16 protein-coding genes and 1 pseudogene are annotated in these 20,473 nt (G+C 54.7%); 12 read left to right on the top strand and 5 right to left on the bottom strand.

The window, feature by feature from the left end; translation table 11 throughout:
• Positions 1-27: 27 nt before the first annotated feature.
• Together BHAP_RS09085 and BHAP_RS09080 are read left to right on the top strand one after the other, a co-directional pair.
• Positions 28-1,035 (top strand): ABC transporter permease, encoded by a 1,008-nt coding sequence (locus BHAP_RS09085; protein WP_244569376.1) that lies wholly within the window; start codon positions 28-30, stop codon positions 1,033-1,035.
• A gap of 13 nt (positions 1,036-1,048) precedes the next feature.
• The gene (locus BHAP_RS09080; protein ID WP_094730385.1) at positions 1,049-2,011 is read left to right on the top strand and encodes a carbohydrate ABC transporter permease; all 963 of its coding nucleotides are present in this window, start codon (positions 1,049-1,051) and stop codon (positions 2,009-2,011) included.
• A 159-nt stretch (positions 2,012-2,170) separates the two neighbouring features.
• Here BHAP_RS09080 and BHAP_RS11765 read toward each other — a convergent pair whose 3' ends face one another.
• From BHAP_RS11765 to BHAP_RS09070, 3 genes are all read right to left on the bottom strand, one after another.
• Complete coding sequence (locus BHAP_RS11765) at positions 2,171-2,329, bottom strand: hypothetical protein (protein WP_211279722.1); 159 nt, start codon at positions 2,327-2,329, stop codon at positions 2,171-2,173.
• Between the two features lie 17 nt (positions 2,330-2,346).
• Positions 2,347-3,945 (bottom strand): glycoside hydrolase family 43 protein, encoded by a 1,599-nt coding sequence (locus tag BHAP_RS09075; RefSeq protein ID WP_094730384.1) that lies wholly within the window; start codon positions 3,943-3,945, stop codon positions 2,347-2,349.
• 485 nt (positions 3,946-4,430) lie between these two features.
• Entirely contained in the window at positions 4,431-5,849 is a 1,419-nt protein-coding gene (locus tag BHAP_RS09070) for an ATP-binding protein (RefSeq protein ID WP_094730383.1), read from the bottom strand.
• A gap of 80 nt (positions 5,850-5,929) precedes the next feature.
• Between BHAP_RS09070 and BHAP_RS09065 the strand changes: the two genes are divergently transcribed.
• Both BHAP_RS09065 and BHAP_RS09060 read left to right on the top strand, forming a co-directional pair.
• On the top strand, positions 5,930-6,388 hold the full coding sequence (locus tag BHAP_RS09065; RefSeq protein ID WP_143248777.1) for a hypothetical protein: 459 nt from the start codon (positions 5,930-5,932) through the stop codon (positions 6,386-6,388).
• 95 nt (positions 6,389-6,483) lie between these two features.
• A complete protein-coding gene (locus BHAP_RS09060) occupies positions 6,484-7,572 on the top strand; it encodes a glycoside hydrolase family 43 protein (RefSeq protein WP_094730381.1) in 1,089 nt (362 codons plus the stop codon).
• A gap of 141 nt (positions 7,573-7,713) precedes the next feature.
• Here BHAP_RS09060 and BHAP_RS09055 read toward each other — a convergent pair whose 3' ends face one another.
• Positions 7,714-9,033: an ATP-binding protein gene (locus BHAP_RS09055; RefSeq protein ID WP_094730380.1), complete on the bottom strand. Its 1,320-nt coding sequence runs from the start codon at positions 9,031-9,033 to the stop codon at positions 7,714-7,716.
• Positions 9,034-9,572: 539 nt separating this feature from the next.
• On the opposite strand from BHAP_RS09055, the gene BHAP_RS09050 reads away from it, so the two are divergent.
• The 8 genes and pseudogenes from BHAP_RS09050 to BHAP_RS11920 form a co-directional block, all read left to right on the top strand.
• Positions 9,573-11,762, top strand: coding sequence for a glycoside hydrolase family 127 protein (locus BHAP_RS09050; protein ID WP_094730379.1), 2,190 nt, complete (start codon positions 9,573-9,575; stop codon positions 11,760-11,762).
• Positions 11,763-12,122: 360 nt separating this feature from the next.
• Complete coding sequence (locus BHAP_RS09045; RefSeq protein WP_158216463.1) at positions 12,123-13,775, top strand: ABC transporter substrate-binding protein; 1,653 nt, start codon at positions 12,123-12,125, stop codon at positions 13,773-13,775.
• 189 nt (positions 13,776-13,964) lie between these two features.
• Positions 13,965-15,071, top strand: coding sequence for an ABC transporter permease (locus BHAP_RS09040; protein WP_094730377.1), 1,107 nt, complete (start codon positions 13,965-13,967; stop codon positions 15,069-15,071).
• Positions 15,068-15,877 carry an ABC transporter permease gene (locus tag BHAP_RS09035; protein ID WP_094730376.1) on the top strand — a complete coding sequence of 270 codons (810 nt, stop codon included), beginning with the start codon at positions 15,068-15,070 and terminating at the stop codon, positions 15,875-15,877. The genes BHAP_RS09040 and BHAP_RS09035 overlap by 4 nt, the downstream gene beginning before the upstream one ends.
• Positions 15,877-17,571 (top strand): ABC transporter ATP-binding protein, encoded by a 1,695-nt coding sequence (locus tag BHAP_RS09030; protein WP_211279721.1) that lies wholly within the window; start codon positions 15,877-15,879, stop codon positions 17,569-17,571. The genes BHAP_RS09035 and BHAP_RS09030 overlap by 1 nt, the downstream gene beginning before the upstream one ends.
• 110 nt (positions 17,572-17,681) lie before the next feature.
• Entirely contained in the window at positions 17,682-18,704 is a 1,023-nt protein-coding gene (locus BHAP_RS09025; protein ID WP_158216462.1) for a peptidase C39 family protein, read from the top strand.
• Between the two features lie 24 nt (positions 18,705-18,728).
• The gene (locus BHAP_RS09020; RefSeq protein WP_244569375.1) at positions 18,729-19,772 is read left to right on the top strand and encodes an AraC family transcriptional regulator; all 1,044 of its coding nucleotides are present in this window, start codon (positions 18,729-18,731) and stop codon (positions 19,770-19,772) included.
• A 195-nt stretch (positions 19,773-19,967) separates the two neighbouring features.
• Positions 19,968-20,138 (top strand): annotated as a pseudogene (locus BHAP_RS11920) (transposase); the annotation flags it as partial.
• Between the two features lie 94 nt (positions 20,139-20,232).
• Here the strand turns inward: BHAP_RS11920 and BHAP_RS09010 are convergent.
• Positions 20,233-20,454 (bottom strand): IS3 family transposase, encoded by a 222-nt coding sequence (locus BHAP_RS09010; protein ID WP_476693456.1) that lies wholly within the window; start codon positions 20,452-20,454, stop codon positions 20,233-20,235.
• Positions 20,455-20,473: the final 19 nt, after the last annotated feature.

Genomic DNA, 20,473 nt, shown 5'->3' with positions numbered 1-20,473 from the left:
CAAGGGGACGTTCAGAAAGAGAATCTTATGACAGATACAAGCATTCCGATGCGAAACGTTTCAATGCACCGTGACGCCGCCTATGCCGACGTGGCCAAGAGCGGCAATGAGCTGCAGGACCACCGGTCGTTGTTCGCCCGCCTCGGCGCACGGATAGACGCCTTGGTCGGGCCCAAATGGAGGCTGTGGGTGTTGTCGTTCCCCTGCCTCGCCTTCGTGGCCCTGTTCGCCTATGTGCCGATGTACGGCCTGCGGCTGGCGTTCTTCGACTTCAATCCTAGGGAAGGCATCACCGGCGGCAAATTCGTCGGTCTGAAGTACTTCGCGAAATTCGTGAGTTCGCCGATGTTCGGGCAGGTATTGAGCAATACCATCCGTATCAGCTTGTGGACACTGGTCATGAGCTTCATCGTGCCGATCTTCCTTGCATTGCTGATCAATCAGATCGGCAGCGCGAAGGTCAAGAACTTCGTGCAGACCATCACCTACATGCCGCACTTCATCTCCACCGTCGTGATCGTGGCGATGATCAACATCTTCCTCTCCCCGAAATCCGGTATTCTCGGCCGTTTCTTCGGCGATGTGAGTCTCCTGTCCAATCCGGACATGTTCACGCCGATCTATTGGATTTCCGACATCTGGCAGCACATGGGCTGGGACTGCATCATCTATCTGGCGGCGCTCTCGAGCGTCGACCTAGCTCTGTATGAGGCCGCGAAGATCGACGGCGCGGGCCGCTTGCAGCTCATTCGCTACGTCGACATCCCTACGATCATGCCCACCATCGGCATCATGCTGATTCTCAAGATGGGTGGCGTGCTGTCCGTCGGATTTGAGAAGGTCTTCCTCATGCAGACCGCACTGAATCTGTCGAGCTCCGAAGTCATATCGACCTACGTGTACCGCATCGGTATCCTCGGCAACCAGTTCAGCTACTCCACGGCCATCGGTCTATTCAATACCCTCGTCAATTTCTTCTTCCTGATCCTTGCGAACTTCATCTCGAAGAAGGCCTCGGACACGAGCATCTTCTAGAGGAGACAGTCAAATGACACATGCAGTTGCAACACCGGCCGGAGTACATACCGTCAACGATACCATTCCTTGGAATCCCAAGGTTCGTCAGCGTAAAACCCTCGCCGACTGGATCGTCGACATCATCATCGCATTGCTGCTGATTGGCATCGTCGCCGTGATCGTCTACCCGATATGGTTCATCGTCATCGCGTCGTTCTCGAACTCGACGATGGTCAATCAGGGTCGTGTGACCGTATTGCCAGTGGATTTCAGCGTGGCTGGCTATGCCAAGCTGTTCGAGGATTCGCGCATCTGGCAAGGCTATGCGAACACGCTGCTGTACTCGATCACTGGCACCGCCGTGAACATGATCGTCACCATGCCAGCTGCATTCGCGCTGTCCCGGCGTGAATGGAAAAGCCGCCGTGTGATCCTGTTCCTGCTCACCTTCACCATGTTCTTCGCCGGAGGTCTGATTCCGAACTACCTGTTGTACAAGGATCTCGGCATCCTCAATTCGATCTGGGTCTTCATCCTGCCGGGTGCGGTGTCCGTCTACAACGTGATCATCGCGCGTTCCTTCTTCGAGACGTCCCTTCCGGAAGATCTACACGATGCGGCCCAAATCGACGGCCTGTCGTATTTCGGATACTTCTTCCGCATCGCACTGCCGTTGAGCGCCGCGATCATCGCGGTGATTGGACTGTACTACTTCGTCGGCCACTGGAACAACTTCTTCACCGGCCTTGTCTATATCCGAGATTCCTCGAAATACCCATTGCAGAACGTCCTGCGTGACATCCTGCTCGCCAACCAGACCAACGCTCAGAGTGGAGGGGGAATGAACGGCGCATCCGCCGCCGAGCAGCAGGAGCTCGCCGATCAAATCAAATACGGCGTGATCATCGTCTCCACTCTGCCTCTGCTGGTGATCTACCCCCTGCTGCAGAAGTACTTCAACAAGGGCGTCATGATCGGAGCGGTCAAGGGCTGACTCGTTGGGCAGACAGCCCTGTGGGCTGTCTGTAGCGTCAGCCTGAGCAAGCCGGTAGGCGGGTTCGTAATTGCATGGCTGGCAAGCCCTTGAGTGAGGCCCGATGGGCCTCCCGACGGCGACGAGCGAAAGGGTTCGTCAATATATATGAACAATAAATCAACCAAGGCGCCAACCATCCATAGATACACTCACCGTGCGGCCGTCTTCGATCGAAGTGTCCGCATGGTCGTTCTCCATTCTGGAGGTGCCGGACACGCGATGATCGTCCGGAATATGTGAAGCCCTTCCGCTTGCCAAGTGGAAGGGCTTCTTCATTGGCTTGTTCGTACTCGCTACTTGGCCGTGACCGGGCGCAGGCCGGCGAGGCAGCCCAAGTAGCCTTTGGACACCTCGGTGCTGAGGAAGGCGGCGTCGCAGGAGGCCAGCAGGCGGATGTGGGGCAGACGGTCATCGGCGTGATCCCGGTAGATCGGATAACCGCCAACGGAGATCGCATCGTACGGCAGATCGTTGGTGCGTGTGACCAACGTGACGGCTCCATCGCGGATTTCGGACTCGTGTGCGTTGTCCGACTCGTCCGGCTCTTCGCCGAATTCGAGGATGGTGCCGTTGAGCCTGATCGAATATCTGCGATCGCCGCGGTATGCTCCCTCCCACACGGTGAGGGATTCGCCGTTGTCGTACGTTGTGGCGCTCGCCGTGTGCGCTGCCTGGTCGAACGTCAGCGATGCGTAATGGTCGTTGTCTTGTCGAATGCGGATCTCGTCGGTTTGCTCCGGGGCGGCGATGATTGTGAAATCAGTGTGGTCCACTTTCGTCCACAGCCAATCCGGGTGGAGGGGGATACGCAGTGGTTGCGGTTCGCGCTGCGCTTGGCTGCTCCGGGTCGGTTGATCGCTGCCTTGCCGTTCTCCTTCGCCTGATCGTGGATTCCCGATCGCGGTGATGTGCGGCACGAGTCCTGTGCCGGGGGCGAATACCGGCCAGCCATTCTCCCATTCGACGGGGAATACAAACGGTTCGCGGCCCATGAAACTGTAGCCGTTGACGATTCGCGAGCCGAGGCAGACACCCCACCATCGTCCGTCGCCGTCCTGCATGATGTCGCTGTGACCGATATTCTGCACTGGGAATCTTCCGCCGAGAGTCCGGTGGGAAAGGATCGGGTTGGCGGGGTTGCCCTCGAAGTAGTCGGTCAGCGAGTCCGACCGTGCGACGGATTGCGCGTGCTGACGTTCGGTGCCCGCTTCGGCGGCGAACAGATAGTAATGGCCGTCCTTGCGCAGCAAATGCGGCGCTTCGGCCCATACCGCACCTTCGAGCGCGCCGTGCCACAGCACATGTTCGGGGCCGGAAAGTGACCATGTCGTAAGATCGAGACTGCGCAGGTAGATATCGGATTGGTAGGGCCACTGCTTGTCATATGACTGATGGCTGGCGAGCCACCATGCCGAGCCATCCTCATCCACGAATACGTCCGGGTCGTTGCCCACGGCACCAGTGACCCAGTGAGGTCCTTCCCATGTCGCGCCGTTGTCGTGCGATAACAGGACGAAATTGCCGTGGGCCTCGCACATACGGCGCAGTTCATCCGGGTCGGCACCGCCGGCGAGCGCGCGCTGCCGGTCGATGCTGGTGACGGTGCTGACTATGACGATCGCGTCGCCGATCATGCGGATGCTGGGCGCGAATACGCCGCGGTTGTCGGATTCGAGGTATTTGAGGAACAGCCGTTCGCCCATGTCTTCGTCGATGGCTGGGCCGGCGTAGTCCCAGTGGGCCAGATCGTGTGAGGTGTAGATGGGCAGGCCTGGCACCAATCCGAATGAGGATGTGACCAGCCATGCCTTGCCGTCATGCCACATCCATGAGGGATCGGGGTGAAATCCATGCAATACGGGGTTGATTATTGGTGCCGATGCGGTCATCATTGGGCCCTTTCTGGCATTTGACTTGTGCGAAAGCGTCGAGCGAGTAGCTTTCAATGTTGCTCATATCGTTATGATATCATAACGATCTTATATTGGTGCCGGCTTGGAACTTTGGGCTTCGGGGTGGCTGTGTCGTGGCGTCTCCGCGTTTCGCGCGTTGATGCTGTTCTGCCTATGCATCCTCGATCTGCTATGCGGGCGGCGTCCCGCAATTGCGGATGGCCTACGCCGCGTTTTTTGCTCGCCTGTCGGCTCGCCTTCGCCTAGAAACGTCCCCGGCGTTTCCTTCACAGTTCAGCCCTTAACGGGGGGTAAGGAGCCCCTCCTGTTTCTGGTAATAACTAGTTACAAGGAACAGGGAAGTTTTTTGCTCCCCTTCAGGGGCGGTCGCAGACCGACTGAGGGGGTACGCCAGTAAACAGAGCCGACGCGTGAAGCCACCTAGGCGCAGCTGTCCCGCGGTCTAAAGTCCCCGCCGAGCCGGATCATCCCATAGTGGCGAAATCGACGAGCGTCACGGTGCTGTCCTGCGCCGCGTGCTCCGTTATCTGCTTGTCGAATCCGGTTTTGGAGAACAGCATGTAGTGGCTGTGGCTGGGGTGCAGCAGTTCGGATCGACTGCGCAACGTGTCGAGTTGCTTCATTCCGATGGGGATGCTGCGCCATTTGCATTCGCAGAACAGCAAAGTCCGCAATTCCTCCCCGCGGGCTACGATATCGATTTCCTCCTGGCTTCTGGTCCTCGGACTAGCGCCCCACCATCGTCCCGCGTCGAGAATCAGGAATGGCAGATCACTGGTGTCGTTGCGAGCCCATAGCCATTGCATGCAGATGTCCTCGAACACTTGCCCCATGAAATCATTGATCGTCCGCATGATGCGATCCGTGGCGAGCTCCGCATGTCCGGATTGGATCAGTGACATGTTCGTCGGAACATACCGGTACCAGAACCGGAAGAACGAATCCTCGATCCGATAAACCGTCTTCCGTGGCGAATCCTCTGCGAATGGCGTTTCCTTGCGTATGATGCCTAGATCGATGAGATTGCGCAGGTATGTGGAACACGTCGATGTCTCCATGTGGCAGGCTGTCGCGATTGTGTTCAACCGTGAGGCGCCGGACGCGATGGCTTGGATTATGGCGTTGTACTCGGCCGGATTGCGCAGCTCCTGTTTGAGCAGGTTGTCCGGCTCCTCGAAGAGATAGCAGTCCGGGTCGATGATGTTCCAGCGAATGTTGTCACGGATGCTCGCACCATCATCGATTTGCCGCAGGTATTGCGGGATACCGTCGGTGATCCCGTATGCGATCGCGGCGTCCTCGTTGCCGTACTTCGGCAGGAATTTCCGCACGTCGACGTACCCGAACGGTTCCACTTTGATCTGTGCGGTTCGTCGGCCGTAGAGGGGGCTTTCGTATCCGAGTACTTGTCGTTCCATGAACGACATCGACGAACCGCACAGAATGAGCATGAGCCTGCTGTCGTCCTTGTGCCGATCGATGGCGTGCTGCAGGATGGAGTTGATGGAGCGGTCGGCTTTGGCGAGGTAAGGGTATTCGTCGATGACGAAGGCCATACGCTGTTCGTGGGCGAGCGCGAACACGGCTTCTAGTGCTGAGTCGAAATTTCGGTAGATGGGCGCGGTGTCCAATGAGCGGGCCGGATCGGGGTCGGCGGTGCCGCTGCTGGTGTACATGGCGATGCTATGGCTGAGGGCTTCGAGGTTTCTGCTTATGTTGGATTCGATCGCAGAGAAAAATATGGTGGGGCGATCGGCGAGGAATTGGTTGATCAACGTGGTCTTGCCGACTCGGCGGCGTCCGTACACCACCACGCATTCGAATTGTGCGGAGCTCCAGCGGCGATTCAGTGCCGTGAGTTCCCTGTCTCTTCCGACGAACATGCATGCCTCCTCTTGGTGTGTTTCCCTGCCTCAATGCAAATTGTAGAATCGTAATTTACTAAATTACGATTCTACAATTTGTGGTAGCGGAGTGCAATCCGAGTCGCGGCTTGTCGCCGATGTCGGCGCGCTGTCGTCAGCATGAGCCGATCGGCAAGCAGCGTGCAAGACCTCCATTCTTCCCCTCACACGGGAGTGTGAACGCACAACTACCGCTCGACGTGCAACCCGGTGACGGTGTGTGGCTGAGCGTGCCGGCTGTGGCGCTTGCTGATGCGCTCTGTTCGATGAACATGGTGGTGCGCTTCGATGGCGACGGTCTGCAGTTGACTGCATTCACCGATTCACTGTGCTTGGGACGCGTTGTCCTCGGCGGATTGCCGGGCACGGTGTTCGGCGGTGGTCACGGTGACCTATTCCTGGTGCCGGAAGGCGAAGGTGATCTGCGACTCTACGTCGAAGCCACGCGCAACGTCTCCGGTCGACTCAACTCCATCACGATCGGCGGTCCCGTCGATCTCCCGCGCTTTCATCGCTAGGCCACCCACCTTAAATACGCTATACTATAGTACTTGACACGATTCAATTACGATTCCGCTTACCTACCAACGCTACATACACAGAAGGGTTCACTATGAAGACTCCCATTGATGTGACTAACCCGTACGGCTACCTGCTCGTCCATTTCATCGAAGACCCTGAGCATTACGCCGAACGCATCTATCTCGACCTGTCCGAAGGTGATAATCCTGAGCGTTGGCACCCGCTCAACGGCGGCAACCCAATTCTGACATCCCCGCTCGGTACTAAGGGTGTGCGTGACCCGTATCTTGTGCGCAATCCTGAAACTGGTCGCGTCTACATCATCGCTACCGATCTGCAAGTGTTTGCGCAGGGTGGTGGCTCAGACGGTAGCAGTGACTGGTACGCGTTCTCGCATCATGGAAGCACTAATCTCATCATCTGGTATTCCGATGATCTTGTTCACTGGAGCGAGCCGCACGCGCTCGATGTCTCCCGTCGTGCGGACGGTACGCACGCTGAACTCGGCATGGCATGGGCTCCTGAAGCCTTGTGGGTTCCGGACTATTATCCGGCTGGTTCCGAGGCTGAACATAACGGCAGCCGTGGCGCGTTCGTACTCTACTGGTCAAGTACGCTGTTCGTTGACGATGATCATGATCACTCAGATTCGAGCATTTATGATCGCGTATTGTGGGGCGCAACACAGGACTTCACCGACACGACGTTCGAGTTTGGTGGCGTATTTATCGACCGCGGCCATGCGACGATTGATACGACGATGATTCAGCGCGTGCTGCCGGACGGCTCCATCCGTACGTACCGTGCGACCAAGGATAACGGTCCAAAGGCCAACATTTGGCTTGATTCAACCGATGCGAAGCGTTGGTGGGAGTCGGACGCGCAGTGGCATGTGATTCAGGAGAACATTGGCGTTGATTGGGAACCGAATCATCACCCCGGTGGCGTGGAAGGCCCAGCCTTGTTTGCCTCTCACTCTGATGATCGCGTGTATCTGTACGTGGACGTGATTCCGTCCATCGGATATCGGCCGATGGTCTCGCACGACCCAGATAAGGGATTTGATTACCTGCGTTCCGACGATTTTTACATGGCCCCGCACACCAAGCATGGCGGCGTGATCTCCCTGACCCGCGCCGAATACGACCGTCTCGCCGCTGCCGACGGCACCATCGGCTGATCTTTGTTGACTGCCTCTTCGCTGGAGTGTGGGCGTGGGCTGATCATTACTGGCGATTGTGGGTGTGGACTGTTCATGAAAACCCTGTTTATGGGTCTTTCATGAACAGCTCACACCCACAATCGCCCTTCCGTTGCTTCCTCAAAGCGCTCGTTGCTTACCTTGAAGACAGCCAACCATATAGATTGGCAAATATAGCAGTTTTCCTTCTTGCTCGACATTGCCGTCATAGAAAACGATGGCTTCATTAATATGCCAGTTATCCGTGCGTAGTGCGTTGTTGAGAGCACTGTGTCGTTTGTAATCTTTTCCTGATTTCACTTCAATTGGCACTATTACGTTGTCGTGTTCGACGAGGAAATCTAACTCGCCAATGGTGCGCGATTTGTAGTAGTAAAGCGGATTATTATGTGCTTTAAGTTCTTGCGCTACAACATTTTCATATATGGAGCCGTAATTAATGTCGGAGCGACCGATGAGTATGTCGCGCACGACGTCCATACCGCAGGCATATGTAAGTAGACCTGTGTCAGCCATGAATAGTTTAAACTTGGTTGAGGTCATGGACATGGCTAATGGGTATCGTGGTTCACTCACGTTATATGTAGGTAAAGCGACGTTGGCATCTGATAGCCACATGAAATCGTTGTCGTATCGATTAATTCGAGATTGTCCTTCCACATCGCGAATGACAAACCGTTTATTCTGATCGTTGAGTTCAGCAGGTATTAGATCAAAGATTCTGCGCACGATGCGAGCTCTATCTCCAGCGTATTTGGAGATATCTTGACGATATAGATCAACGATACCTTCTTGAACTGCCCGAGTTCGTTGGATGTCGTTAGTCTCGATGAATGTATGTACAGCGTCTGGCATGCCTCCACATATAAGATACTGGTGAAAGAGCTGTAGTAATCGACGGTGGATAAACTCGTCCACTGGTGTACATGTATTGAATGCTTCACGTACGGTATCAATAACGTCTGTTCCGATACCATTGGCCCATGCGAATTCTTCAAAATCCATCGGATACATGGTGGTGGTCATGAGATATCCGACTGGCTGGGAGCGAATGTTTTTTGGTTCCACGCCAAGCATAGAGCCAGACAGAATGTAATCATAATCGTTACGTTGCATGAGGAATTTGATCATAGTAATGATCTGTGGGCATTCTTGCACTTCATCAAGGAAGATGAGTGTTTTGCCGGGAATCATTGTGGTTCCAGCAAAGGCGGAAATTCTTAAGAATAGATCTTTGGAATTCGTTGCGGAGGACAGTGCTTCGCGCGCTTCGTCGTTCTCATAGAGATTGATTTCGACCACATGATCGTAGTTATCATGAGCAAATTGTTCGATCAGCGTTGTTTTGCCAACCTGCCGTGCACCATCAACCAGCAGAGCCTGAGTGGTTTTGTATTGTTTCCAACGCTTTAGTGATGTCATTGTTTTACGGGTGAACATGATGTGATTGTAGAACAATGAATCTTATATTGCAATTTGCAAACCAAATAAACTGACTTTTTTGACAGTTTGCAAACCTCAAAGAGTAAGTATTACTGCAATTTGCAAACCAAGGAGATATGGCTGTATTGCAATTTGTTGGAGAAATAAGGAGAAAGTAGTTGCGCAGATTTGGTGGTCGAGTGTGGGCGTGGGCTGATCATTACTGGCGATTGTGGGTGTTGACTGTTCATGAAACCCCTGTTTATGGGCTCTTCATGAACAGTCCGCACCCACACAGTCAGTCGATACCCACACGCCACCTCAGTCATATGAACAGTCCGGACCCACAGTGTCTGCCCATACCCACATCCCCACAAGATCATAAAGTCCGCCTTGTCAACGATTTATCCACCTCAACGATGAGATAACCGCGCATACAGTAGACCATGTCAATCCGATCAACCGGATGAACGCATTGATCAGTCAGTTTCGATCAATCGGAACTCCCCAGTCGATCATCGATTCCGCACTATCAGACATAAGTCGAAGGAGCCGATATGTCCACCCAACCGCAGCACAGCAAGCCGCTCGCACTGCGCAACGTCACTGTCACCGACCCGTTTTGGCACGCCGAGCAGGAGCTTGTGCGTACGGCCGTGATCCCGTTCCAGTGGAACGCTCTGAACGATAACGTTCCCGGTGCCGCGCCGAGTTATTGCATGCACAACTTCAAGGCAGCGGCCGCGCAGAACGCGCGTAAGGATACTGAAGGTAAAAAGTTCGTCCCGCCAGCCTATACGTACCGCGGATTCGAGTCCAAGCCTGACGATCCGAAGAACCCGGACCCAGATAAGTTCTACGGTTTCGTGTTCCAAGATACCGATTTTTCCAAGTGGATTGAGGCAGTCGGCTACAGTCTCACCCAGCATCCGGATGCTGAGCTCGAAAAGACCGCCGACGCGGCCATCGACATCGTGTGTGCTGCCCAGCTCGACAACGGATACCTTGACACATACTACATTTTGAACGGTATGGACCGCGCGTTCCACAACCTGCGTTGGCACCACGAACTGTACTGCCTCGGCCACCTCATCGAGGGTGCTATCGCCTACTACGAGGGCACTGGCAAGGATAAGCTGCTGAAAGCCGCCGAGCGTTTCGCTGACTACGTGGGCGAGGTGTTCGGTCCCAACCCGGACCAGCTCAAGGGCTACCCGGGCCACGAAATCGCCGAAATGGCGCTTGCTCGCCTCGCTGACTTAACCGGTAAACAGAAGTACCTCGATCTTGCCAAGTTCTTCATTGATGAGCGCGGCACTGAGCCGAACTACTTCCGTTACGAAGGCGAACGCGACAAGAAAGACGGCTACTCCGACACTAACTGGACGTTCGACTACCCGTACGCGCAGGCTCACAAGCCGGTGCGCGAGCAAACTGAAGCGGTTGGGCACGCAGTTCGTGCGGGCTACCTGTATTCCGGTATGGCTGCAGTCGCTAAGCTTACTGATGATCCGACGCTCGTTACTGCGTGTGAGAACCTGTGGCGCAACATTGTTGACAAGAAGCTGTACATTACCGGCGGTATTGGTGGCACGGTGAACGGCGAAGCGTTCTCGTACAACTATGATCTGCCGAACGATTCCGCATATTCTGAGTCGTGCGCGGCGATTTCGCTCGCGTTCTTCGCGCGTCGCATGCTTGAAATTGCGCCGAAAGCCGAGTACGCGGACGTGATGGAACTCGCACTCTACAACACGACGTTGGCCGGCATGGCGCTTGACGGTAAGAGCTTCTTTTACGTCAACCCGCTCGAAGTTAACCCGTACGCTTGCCACAAGGACAATCGTGTTGGTCACGTTAAGCCGGTGCGTCAGAAGTGGTTCGGTTGTGCTTGCTGCCCGCCAAATATCGCGCGTATTGTCGAATCGGTGCAGGAATACGCATATACGATTTCGGATGATGAGACGACGCTGTTCACACACCTGTACATGGGTGGCGTGGCGCGCGCTGAGCTTGGCGGGGCTGCGGTGACGTTGGATGTTGCTGCTGAACTGCCGTGGAAGGGCAATGGCGTAGCGACTGTACGACTGGGTGACGGTGATGGTGCTGGTTCGACTTCGCCGGCAACGTTCACGCTCGCATTCCGTCTGCCTGGCTGGACCGGTTCAGTTGATGCTGCTGCCGCTGCGATTTCTGCAACTGGCGAGGCTGATGGTGCGCGCGTAACTCGTGAGATTCGTGACGGCTACGTGTACTTCACTGGCGAATGGCATGACGGCGACGAAGTGACGTTCGACTTCCCGATGCCGGTGCGCATGATGGCTGCGAACCCAATGGTACGTGAGGATTCCGGTCGTGTAGCGTTCGTGCGCGGACCGATCACGTTCTGCGCCGAAGGTGCAGATAATGGAGACAACCTGCACCTTCTGCATGCTGATGTGGATGCTATTGTGGCTGATCCTGAAGCGGTTAAGGTTGTGCCGTTCACGTTCCACGCTGGTGCAGCCGGCATCGACGCCGACGGCCAAGGTGAGGTTGACGAGGTAGCTCGCGACATGGTACGTCTCGAAGTGCCGGCGTGGCGTGAACCGGTTCCGTCCGGTACTACCGCTGATTCTGCGGCGTTCGCGCCGCTATACGCACCGTATCAACCGGTTAAGCGCGAGGCGACGACTGCGACGCTTATCCCATACTTCGCATGGGCCAACCGCGGCGAAAACGAGATGACCGTGTTCCTGCACGACTGATTTGTCATGTAGCACTCGTCTGTTTCACATGTTGCCGCGAAGCGGTCTGAGGGGTAGTTACACTTTCGGAATGTTCCGAAAGTGTAACTACCCCTCAATCATCTTCACTGCAAAGCCTGCCGCCACGCCGCTAAACTCGCCATACCAATAACCTATAGCGGGCATGAAATCGTTGATACCTCAACCGGCACACCCACTCGTCTTCATTTCCTCTTGGTCCATGCATCCGGTACCTTGTATACCGATGGCGCACGCGGAACCTCAAAAACAGATAACAGATACAACAATCATCCGCAGTGCCGACCACAGACAGACCTAGAGGGCAAACCTCAGGAAATGCCTAGAGGGAAGAGGACAATTATGGTTCATACAACTCGAGATATTGCAAAGAAGGTGTTCGCACCTATCGCACTTGCTCTGTCGCTTTCGCTGGCGCTCGCCGGCTGCGGCAACACGGGCACCACGAACAACGGCACCGCGCAGCCCAGCGAAACCGGTGCCAAGACCACGTCAGGCACCCCACTGAAAGATCTCAAGATCGCCAGCGCGTCAGCCGTGAGCACTCTGAGCGTCAATCAGGAAGCTGGTAGCGCCAACTATCAGCTTGCGGCTCTCTATCAGGAAGGACTCACCGGCGTTGACGCAACCGGTAAAGTCGTTCCTGCGCTTGCTGAAAAGTGGAGCAGCGACGATAACAAGACGTGGGTATTTGACCTGCGTCAGAACGTTAAGTTGCACGATGGTAGCACGCTCACCACCGACGACATTATCGACTCTATCAATACCGCTCGCGACGCTAAACTCTCGCCTGGTCTGTCTGTCTACTGGCCGGATTATGTCGATAAGGTTGAGAAAACCGGCGACAACCAGATCACGATCACGTTGAAGACGCCGCAAACTGAATTCCCGACGCAGGTATCCAACGTCGCTGGTTTGTTTGTCACCTCGAAGAAGTTCCGTGAAGAAGCCGGCTCCGACTACGGTTCTTCCAAGAAACTCATCGACGGTACTGGACCGTATCAGGTCACTGAATTCGACCCGTCCAGCCACGTAACGCTCAAGAAGTTCAAGGATTACTGGGGTGAGAACGACGGTCCGGACACGGTTCGCGTGGATTTCATTACTGAGGATTCCACTCGTCTGCTCGCCTTCCAAGACGGCAAAGTCGACGCTTCGTTCAACGTGCCGGTTACCGGAGTGGACCAGTGGACTAAGAACGATGCCAAGGTTACCGCGTATTCTGATCGTTCGTACTACGGTCTGACCTTCGATCAAGGTGTGAAGCCGTTCGATGATATTCACGTCCGCAAGGCGTTCTCTTACGCGCTCGACAAGGCGAGCATCGTCAAGGGCGTGCTGAAGGGCTATGGCGAGGTTGCGACCAGTATTGATTCGCCGGAGCAGCTGGCCGGCTGGACCGACAATGATAAGGACAAGGCTGCTGAAGCGGTTAAGGATCTCGGAGCGCTCGATTACAACATCGACAAGGCGAAAGAAGAGCTGAAGCAGTCTTCGCAGGCATCTGGGTTCACGACCACACTCACGTATCCGACCGGTTACCCGGCTGTTGGCAAGGCATCCCTTGCGCTTGCTGAATCGCTTAAGCCGCTTGGCATCACGTTAGACGTCAAGGAAATTCCGCTTGAGCAGTGGCTGAGCGAGGTTGGCAACGGCAAGCAAGGTGTTGCTTGGATGATTTACAACCCGACCACTCCGCAACCGAACGAGGTCACGTCGTGGCTGCTCGCTGCCGGAGGTGCGGGTGCAAATCCTGCCAACTGGAAGGATGATGAGGTTGCCGCGAAGACTGATTCGATCGGTACACTCAGCGACACGACTGAAAAGCTGAACATTGTGCTCGAAACCACGAAGACCGCTCTGGAGCAGGATATTTACTCGCCGGTCTACTGGGGTAAGGCTGCTGTCGCTACCCGCAAGGGTGTCGGTTTGAAGAATATCGACACGTTCTGGCTCGGCACGAACTGGGCTGCTGACTTTGTTGAGCAACAGTAACTGAGCACAGTAACTGAGCGTCCGTTGATCATGCGGCAGATTGTTCGGAAAAACCATTCCGCACTGTCTGCCGCATGATCATATGATCATATATTTGCAACACAAAATGGCTCTCCTTCGGGGGAGCCTGGCCGTATATATTAAGGACTGAGCAATCATATATAAGGTATATACGAACGAGACACACTCATGAGAGGAGGACTGTTGCGCGCGTTGAAGTTCCTCGGCAGACGGCTGGTGAATCTGCTGTTGTTACTATTCGTGCTGTCACTGGTTACGTTCAGTTTGCTGTATGTGACCAACAGTGATCCGGCGCGTACGCTGGCCGGTGCGAAGAAGGTCAGTCCGGAACAGCTTGCTGCGATTCGCGCACAGTATCATCTCGATGAACCGTTGTGGCAACAGTATGTGCGGTGGGCGAATAATTTGCTGCATGGTGATTTTGGTGTGTCGATTCGCACGCAGTTGCCGGTTGGTCAAATGATCGGTCAACGTGCGTGGATTACGTTGGCATTAGCGGTAATGGCATTGGCGATTGCGTTGATTATTGGCTTGCCGCTGGGTATTCTTGCTGCGCGACGTAACGGTCGTTGGCAGGATCGGCTGGTGACTGCACTCGCTGTGGCTGGCTTGAGCGCGCCGAGTTTCGCAATCGGTTTATTACTGCTGTATGTGCTGTCTGTGCAGCTTGGTTGGTTTCCGATTTACGGTTTAGGAGACGGCGGTTTTGCTGATGCGATTTGGCATCTTCTGCTGCCGTCGATCACATTGGCGATTGGCTTAATCGCTTCAGTGGTCAAGATTTCGCGTGCATCGTTGATTAAACAGATCGATACTGATTACACGCTGTTCGCACGATCACGTGGAGTATCACGTCGCACAATTCTACTTGCGCAACTGCGTAACGCTGCGCTACCAATCGTCACGTCGTCTGGCTTGCTGATTGCGACGTTGGTTTCCGGTACGGTAATCGTTGAAACGACGTTTTCGATCGGTGGACTCGGTACGTTACTACAGTCATCGGTGACGTTTAAGGATATTCCGACAGTGCAAGCGATCACGATGATCATGGCGACGATCATTTGCGTAGCGACGGCGATTGTCGACGCACTAGCTGCACTCATTGATCCACGGTTACGATCACGAACGATCAGCGCAAACAGTCGTGCAGGTTTGATCAGTAACGATCAGAACAGTAATGATCAACTTGCTGATAACGCAGACCGTACAAACGTGACAAGTTCAACTCAAACCACAGCCACAACAAACGATCGTGCACAGGAGGTGACGCGATGATCACTAAACTTTGGCATCGATTGCCCCAAATCATCGCGCTCGCGGTGCTCGCGATCGTGATCATACTCAGCGCTGTGCCTGCACTCAGCGCCGGCGCGCTCAACCAAAATATCCTCCTGTCCACTGCGCTACCTGACGCAGATCATCCACTCGGCACTGACGCTCTCGGACGCGATGTGCTCAAACTCACCCTCGCTGGTGCACGCACTGCAATCACTGGACCGGTGACGATCGCAGTCGGCGCAATGGCAATCGGACTCATATTCGGATTAACCGCAGCATACGTCGGCGGCTGGGTCGACTGGCTCATCTCACGCGTGGTCGAACTCATGCTGTCGTTACCGACACTGTTGCTCGCGATCGTTGTCGCAGGCGTAATCGGCGGCGGATATTGGACGAACGTGCTCGTATTCGTGATTTTGTATGCCCCTTACGAGGTGCGTCTCGTACGATCGGGTGCGCTCGCACACATCAATGATCCATTCCTTGACGCGACGCGTCTGCTGCAACTGGGTCCACTGCGCACGCTCACATTCCACCTATTCCCAGTGATTCGTCCGTTGGTGGGAGCCGCTCTCTTCCTTGACATGAGTAACGCGCTCGTCTCGCTCTCATCGCTGTCGTTTCTTGGCCTCGGTGTTTCACCACAAGATGCAGACTGGGGTCGGCAACTGTCTGACGCGCGCAATCTACTGTTCGACAATCCGTTTGCAGCAATCGCGCCCGGCGTGGCCATTATCGTCACATCAATTGCGCTCAACATTGTTGGCGATTGGATTACTGAAATCAGTGAACGGGAGGCCTGATGACTCGCGCAACTTCATCGTCATCTCTGACTTCATTAACCGCTTCAGCAAACGCGTCTGATACATCAGTTACAGCGGCTGCAGTGGCAGACGTCAGTTCTACTGTGCCGACGATGCCGACTGCTACATCCGTGCCGCCTGCCATACAAGTACGCGGACTACATGTTGCGATTGATGGCAAAGATATTATTCGTGGCGTTGACTTGACGATTCCAACCAACGCGACGGTCGCTGTCGTCGGCGAATCTGGTTCCGGTAAGTCAGTAACTGCGAAGGCACTGTCTGGACTGTTGCCTGAACGATCACAGACGAGTGGTGAATATGAGCTGTTTGGTGAACCGGTTAACCTCGCTGCTGGCGAGCGTGCGTGGCGAACGATTCGTGGGACTACGATTGTGTGGCTACCGCAAGACCCGTTCTCCTCACTTGACCCGCTGCGTCGCATCGGTCAGCAGATTGCGGACGGCTTACGCAAATCTGATCAGTCGTATGACCATCGCAGTACTCGTGATGCGGTTATTTCACTGCTCACTGATGTAGGTCTTGACCCGGCTGTGGCTGACGCGTATCCGCATGAACTGTCTGGCGGTATGCGTCAGCGCGTTGCAATTGCGGCCGCGCTCGCACCACAGCCGCGTATGTTGATCGCAGACGAGCCGACTACGGCATTGGACGCGTCAACGCAGCAGACTGTGCTCGACTTGCTGGAATCATTGCGCGCATCACGGCACATGACGATGTTGCTCATTACGCATGATTTAGCTTTAGCGGTTGAGCGAGCTGATCATTTAGTGGTGTTTCATGATGGTCTGGTTGTGGAAGAGGGTGATCGTGAACAGGTAATGCATCATCCGAAGTCGGCGTATACGCGTGAACTGCTTGAAGCGCATGCTAAATTGCATGTTGGCACGCGTACTGAACCGGGTAAGGATGTTGTCATAGCCGAGCATGTGGTGAAAACGTTTGCTGGTGCGTCCGTTCCGGCTGTTGACGATGTGTCATTGCACGTGCGTGCCGGTGAAATCGTGGGATTGGTCGGTGAATCTGGTTCGGGCAAATCTACGGTTGCGAGGTGTTTAGTCGGACTTGAAACGCCAGATTCCGGCAGTATTGCTTACGTGGATGCGCAAGGTAACCATGTTGCGTGGTCGCGTGAGCAAGCGCAGCTGGTATTCCAGAATCCGTACGGTTCGTTGAATCCGACCATGACAGTGCGACGCACACTTACTGAAGCGCTTAAGATCTCTGGTAAACCGCATGATGATGCTGCGATTCGATCATTAATGAGCAAAGTCGGTTTGGAGTCGAATCTTATTGATCGAAAGCCTGGCACATTGTCTGGCGGCCAGTGTCAGCGCGTGGCGATCGCTCGTGCGCTTGCGCCTGAGCCAAAACTGTTGGTTGCTGATGAGGCAGTGACTGCGCTGGATGCCAATATTCAAACACATGTGCTCGAAACGATGCTCGATTTGCGAGAACGACTCGGTTTAGCGATTTTGTTCATTTCGCATGATCTTGATACGGTACGGCGTATTTCCGATCGCATTGCTGTGATGTGGCATGGACGAATCGTTGAAACCGGCACCACTGATCAAGTCATGCTTCATCCGCAGCATGATTATGTACGCACGCTCATCGCCGCTATGCCGCCCAGCCTTGACGATGACACGGCAGCTACGCCAACAACGCACTAGGTTTTGACCGCCATAATTGACATAACGCGCAGCAGTTCCCCTTAAAGGACGTTGCCACGAGCATGGTAAACGAACGATTGATGCAAGATACTCAAAGAAAGGAGCCCCACATGACTCGATATTGTGCTGTTACTGTTGCACAAGGCGAGTCGCCGCGCGCGATCAACGGTATTGCTTTGCCTGAGAACACTGCGGCTGCGCTGGCCAAGGCTGGTGGAGCACTCGTGCGCACAGTCTATCTTGCGATCGCGGATACTGAAGATGATACGTTGACAACTGAATCGGTTGAGGTAGCTGGCCGAGCGTCAACAACTGAGCCAACAGCAGAACCCCAGATCGCGGCGGTACTCGGTTATCATCGTCCACACACCGCTCAGCAGAAGCTCACCGCAATCGGCGGTGATAAGCAACTGTGGGATGGCTTGATCACGTTCGCTCAGCAACAATCATTGCAAGAACCAGACATCACGGTGATCAAATATGATCTTGATCATAACGGTACGGAACTGACCACCAACTCAGACGAGCATTATCGGCAAACTACAGAATTTACGTGCGGTCCGGTTGCCGTGCTCACTGCCATGTACCGACTTGGTATCGCACCTAAACCTACACGCGACGAAGAATTGCAAATGTGGCGTGAAGCGACAATTGCGGTTGCCTGCGAGCCGTACGGTTTAGCATTGGCAGCCGAACGACGCGGTGCACATCCCACGATTCGCGTGTCAAACGCTGGACCAGTTCTGCATCCTGACAGTCGGCTGGGCATTCTCGACGCTGCGATGGCTCGCGACACACAGCAGGCATTTGAGCGGCAAGTGCACGAGCGCGGCGTCCCAGTAGAGACTGAGCCTTTTGACGCGAATGATATCGCTGCGCTCGTAGATGCCGGTCATATGGCGGTGGTGTTGATTGACGAGCTGCATATGCACGGCGAGGCTTGCCCGCACTGGATTACTGTAACCGGTCGCGATCAGTCGAGTGGCGCACTGCTTATCGACGACCCGTGGACTGATGCTGACTTTGGAGAAACTTCAGTCGACGCATGTCAGATGCCGGTTTTGCCGAAAGATCTCGACTTGATGATCCGCTACGATACTCCTCGTTCTGCTCAAGCCATGCTGATTTTCTAATACAGCTACGCTAAGGAGCGCTGTATGAACATGATGATTGGTCGTCTGAAAGGACCAGTGGAATTCGTATCGATCGGCCAATTCGTGTCCGGTCCAGGGTGGCGTCATGCCCAGCGCACTATCGACTCGTTTGAACTCATGTTCGTACGTCGTGGCGTATTGCCAATTCGTGTGGGCGAGCGTACGATGCGTGTTCATGCAGGGGAGATTATCTTACTGCCGGTTGGTGTAGAGCATGCTGGAGCTGATATCATCACCGATGATCTCGAATTCTACTGGATGCATTTTCGGATGCCAGACGCGCAGATGGTTGACGACTTCACCCTACCGCAAGACGACCATGTAGTGATCATTCCTGATCGAAGTCGCGTGATTGATCCTGATCGTGTGGCAGTACTCTGTGGTCAACTTATCGATTTGTATGCGCGATTCGGTCCGCATCGCAATGTGTACTGTGATTATTCCGCAACAAGTCTGTTGCTTGAAATTAGCGCGCAAATTCGATCAGAAATAAACACTGCATCAGTGAAACCTACAGGTATTGTGGGCATTCGTGCGGATGGTCGACCAATACTCGCGACAGACGCCGATGTAGCTGGCCGTTGGCATGGCGGCTCATACGCGGGTTCCAGTCCAGTGGTTGGTCCGACCACTCAGTCTTACCTGAACGTTTCAGCCGATTCCGCGCAGTCCACCATCACACAACAACACTCAACCAGTCAATCCGGTCTTGCGCCAATGTTAGCCGTACGCGCATGGATCATGGCCAATGCGTGCGATAACATCACCGTCTCCGGTATCGCAGCACGATTCCACTATTCACCGAGTTATCTCACGTCAGTGTATCGGCGTGCGTTCGGCATCAGCGTCGTCGAACAAATCGCAGAATATCGTATCGATCGCGCTCGCGAACTGCTCAGCTCTACCGCGTCACCAGTAGCCGATATCGCCCGCGAAGTTGGCTACGACGATCCCAAATATTTCATGCGCGTTTTCAAGCGTCGCACTGGACTCACTCCACGTCAGTACCGCGCCGCTTTTCCCAAACGTCTTTACAACACTGTCTAAGCAGTCATCCCAACAACTACCTCATTAATCTCAACTGGTAAGATAAAGTTACCAGTTGTGACAATTACTGCGATAAGGCCCGAAATTTTGCGCACTTTGGCTTGGGCTTGAGATGAAAGGGCATGGCTCGTGTCCTGTGTACGATTTTCTGTCGCCAAACAAAACAAATCGCGATTGGAAAGAGGGCACGAAGCCATGTCACAGCAGATTCTACAGGTCGACCAGGCCATGTTGGAGACCACCCTGGACCGGATGGTCCGTAGAAGCGTCGAGGAGACGTTGAACGCAATGCTCGACGCCGAGGCCGACGAGATCACGGGCGCCGCCCGTTACGAGCGCAGCGGGGATCGCAAGGCGTACCGGGCCTGTGTTTTGTCAAGTTGGTATCCGCGTTTGGGGGTGGTGACGTTTTGTTGGACTTCGTTGTCTGAATGGTCGTTCAGAACGATATCACATGTGTTCAGGCGACGAGCCCGAGCTGGATGCGCTTGTCCATGATGCTCATCCCGTATTCGAGTTTGATGCGCTTGTCCCGGTACCAGACCATGTACTCGTCCAGCATCGCAATGAACTCGTCGATCGTGACGCCCTGGAAGCTCCTCTTGTGGAAGAACTCTNGCTTGAGCCGGCCGAAGAACCCCTCGGCGGCGGCGTTGTCCGGACTGCAGCCCTTCGCGCTCATCGACCTCGTCAATCCATGA

This window comes from Bifidobacterium hapali (assembly GCF_002259755.1).
Lineage (GTDB): Bacteria > Actinomycetota > Actinomycetes > Actinomycetales > Bifidobacteriaceae > Bifidobacterium > Bifidobacterium hapali.
This window is presented reverse-complemented; position numbering and strand designations above follow the sequence as displayed.

What these genes read in the sequence shown, in the direction of transcription:
- BHAP_RS09020 (WP_244569375.1), top strand. Translation starts at nt 18,729, where the DNA reads ATGAACATGATGATTGGTCGTCTGAAAGGACCAGTGGAATTCGTATCG.
- BHAP_RS09025 (WP_158216462.1), top strand. Translation starts at nt 17,682, where the DNA reads ATGACTCGATATTGTGCTGTTACTGTTGCACAAGGCGAGTCGCCGCGC.
- BHAP_RS09075 (WP_094730384.1), bottom strand. Translation starts at nt 3,945, where the DNA reads ATGATGACCGCATCGGCACCAATAATCAACCCCGTATTGCATGGATTT.
- BHAP_RS09085 (WP_244569376.1), top strand. Translation starts at nt 28, where the DNA reads ATGACAGATACAAGCATTCCGATGCGAAACGTTTCAATGCACCGTGAC.
- BHAP_RS09070 (WP_094730383.1), bottom strand. Translation starts at nt 5,849, where the DNA reads ATGTTCGTCGGAAGAGACAGGGAACTCACGGCACTGAATCGCCGCTGG.
- BHAP_RS09040 (WP_094730377.1), top strand. Translation starts at nt 13,965, where the DNA reads ATGAGAGGAGGACTGTTGCGCGCGTTGAAGTTCCTCGGCAGACGGCTG.
- BHAP_RS09045 (WP_158216463.1), top strand. Translation starts at nt 12,123, where the DNA reads ATGGTTCATACAACTCGAGATATTGCAAAGAAGGTGTTCGCACCTATC.
- BHAP_RS09050 (WP_094730379.1), top strand. Translation starts at nt 9,573, where the DNA reads ATGTCCACCCAACCGCAGCACAGCAAGCCGCTCGCACTGCGCAACGTC.
- BHAP_RS11765 (WP_211279722.1), bottom strand. Translation starts at nt 2,329, where the DNA reads ATGAAGAAGCCCTTCCACTTGGCAAGCGGAAGGGCTTCACATATTCCG.
- BHAP_RS09080 (WP_094730385.1), top strand. Translation starts at nt 1,049, where the DNA reads ATGACACATGCAGTTGCAACACCGGCCGGAGTACATACCGTCAACGAT.
- BHAP_RS09035 (WP_094730376.1), top strand. Translation starts at nt 15,068, where the DNA reads ATGATCACTAAACTTTGGCATCGATTGCCCCAAATCATCGCGCTCGCG.
- BHAP_RS09055 (WP_094730380.1), bottom strand. Translation starts at nt 9,033, where the DNA reads ATGTTCACCCGTAAAACAATGACATCACTAAAGCGTTGGAAACAATAC.
- BHAP_RS09030 (WP_211279721.1), top strand. Translation starts at nt 15,877, where the DNA reads ATGACTCGCGCAACTTCATCGTCATCTCTGACTTCATTAACCGCTTCA.
- BHAP_RS09060 (WP_094730381.1), top strand. Translation starts at nt 6,484, where the DNA reads ATGAAGACTCCCATTGATGTGACTAACCCGTACGGCTACCTGCTCGTC.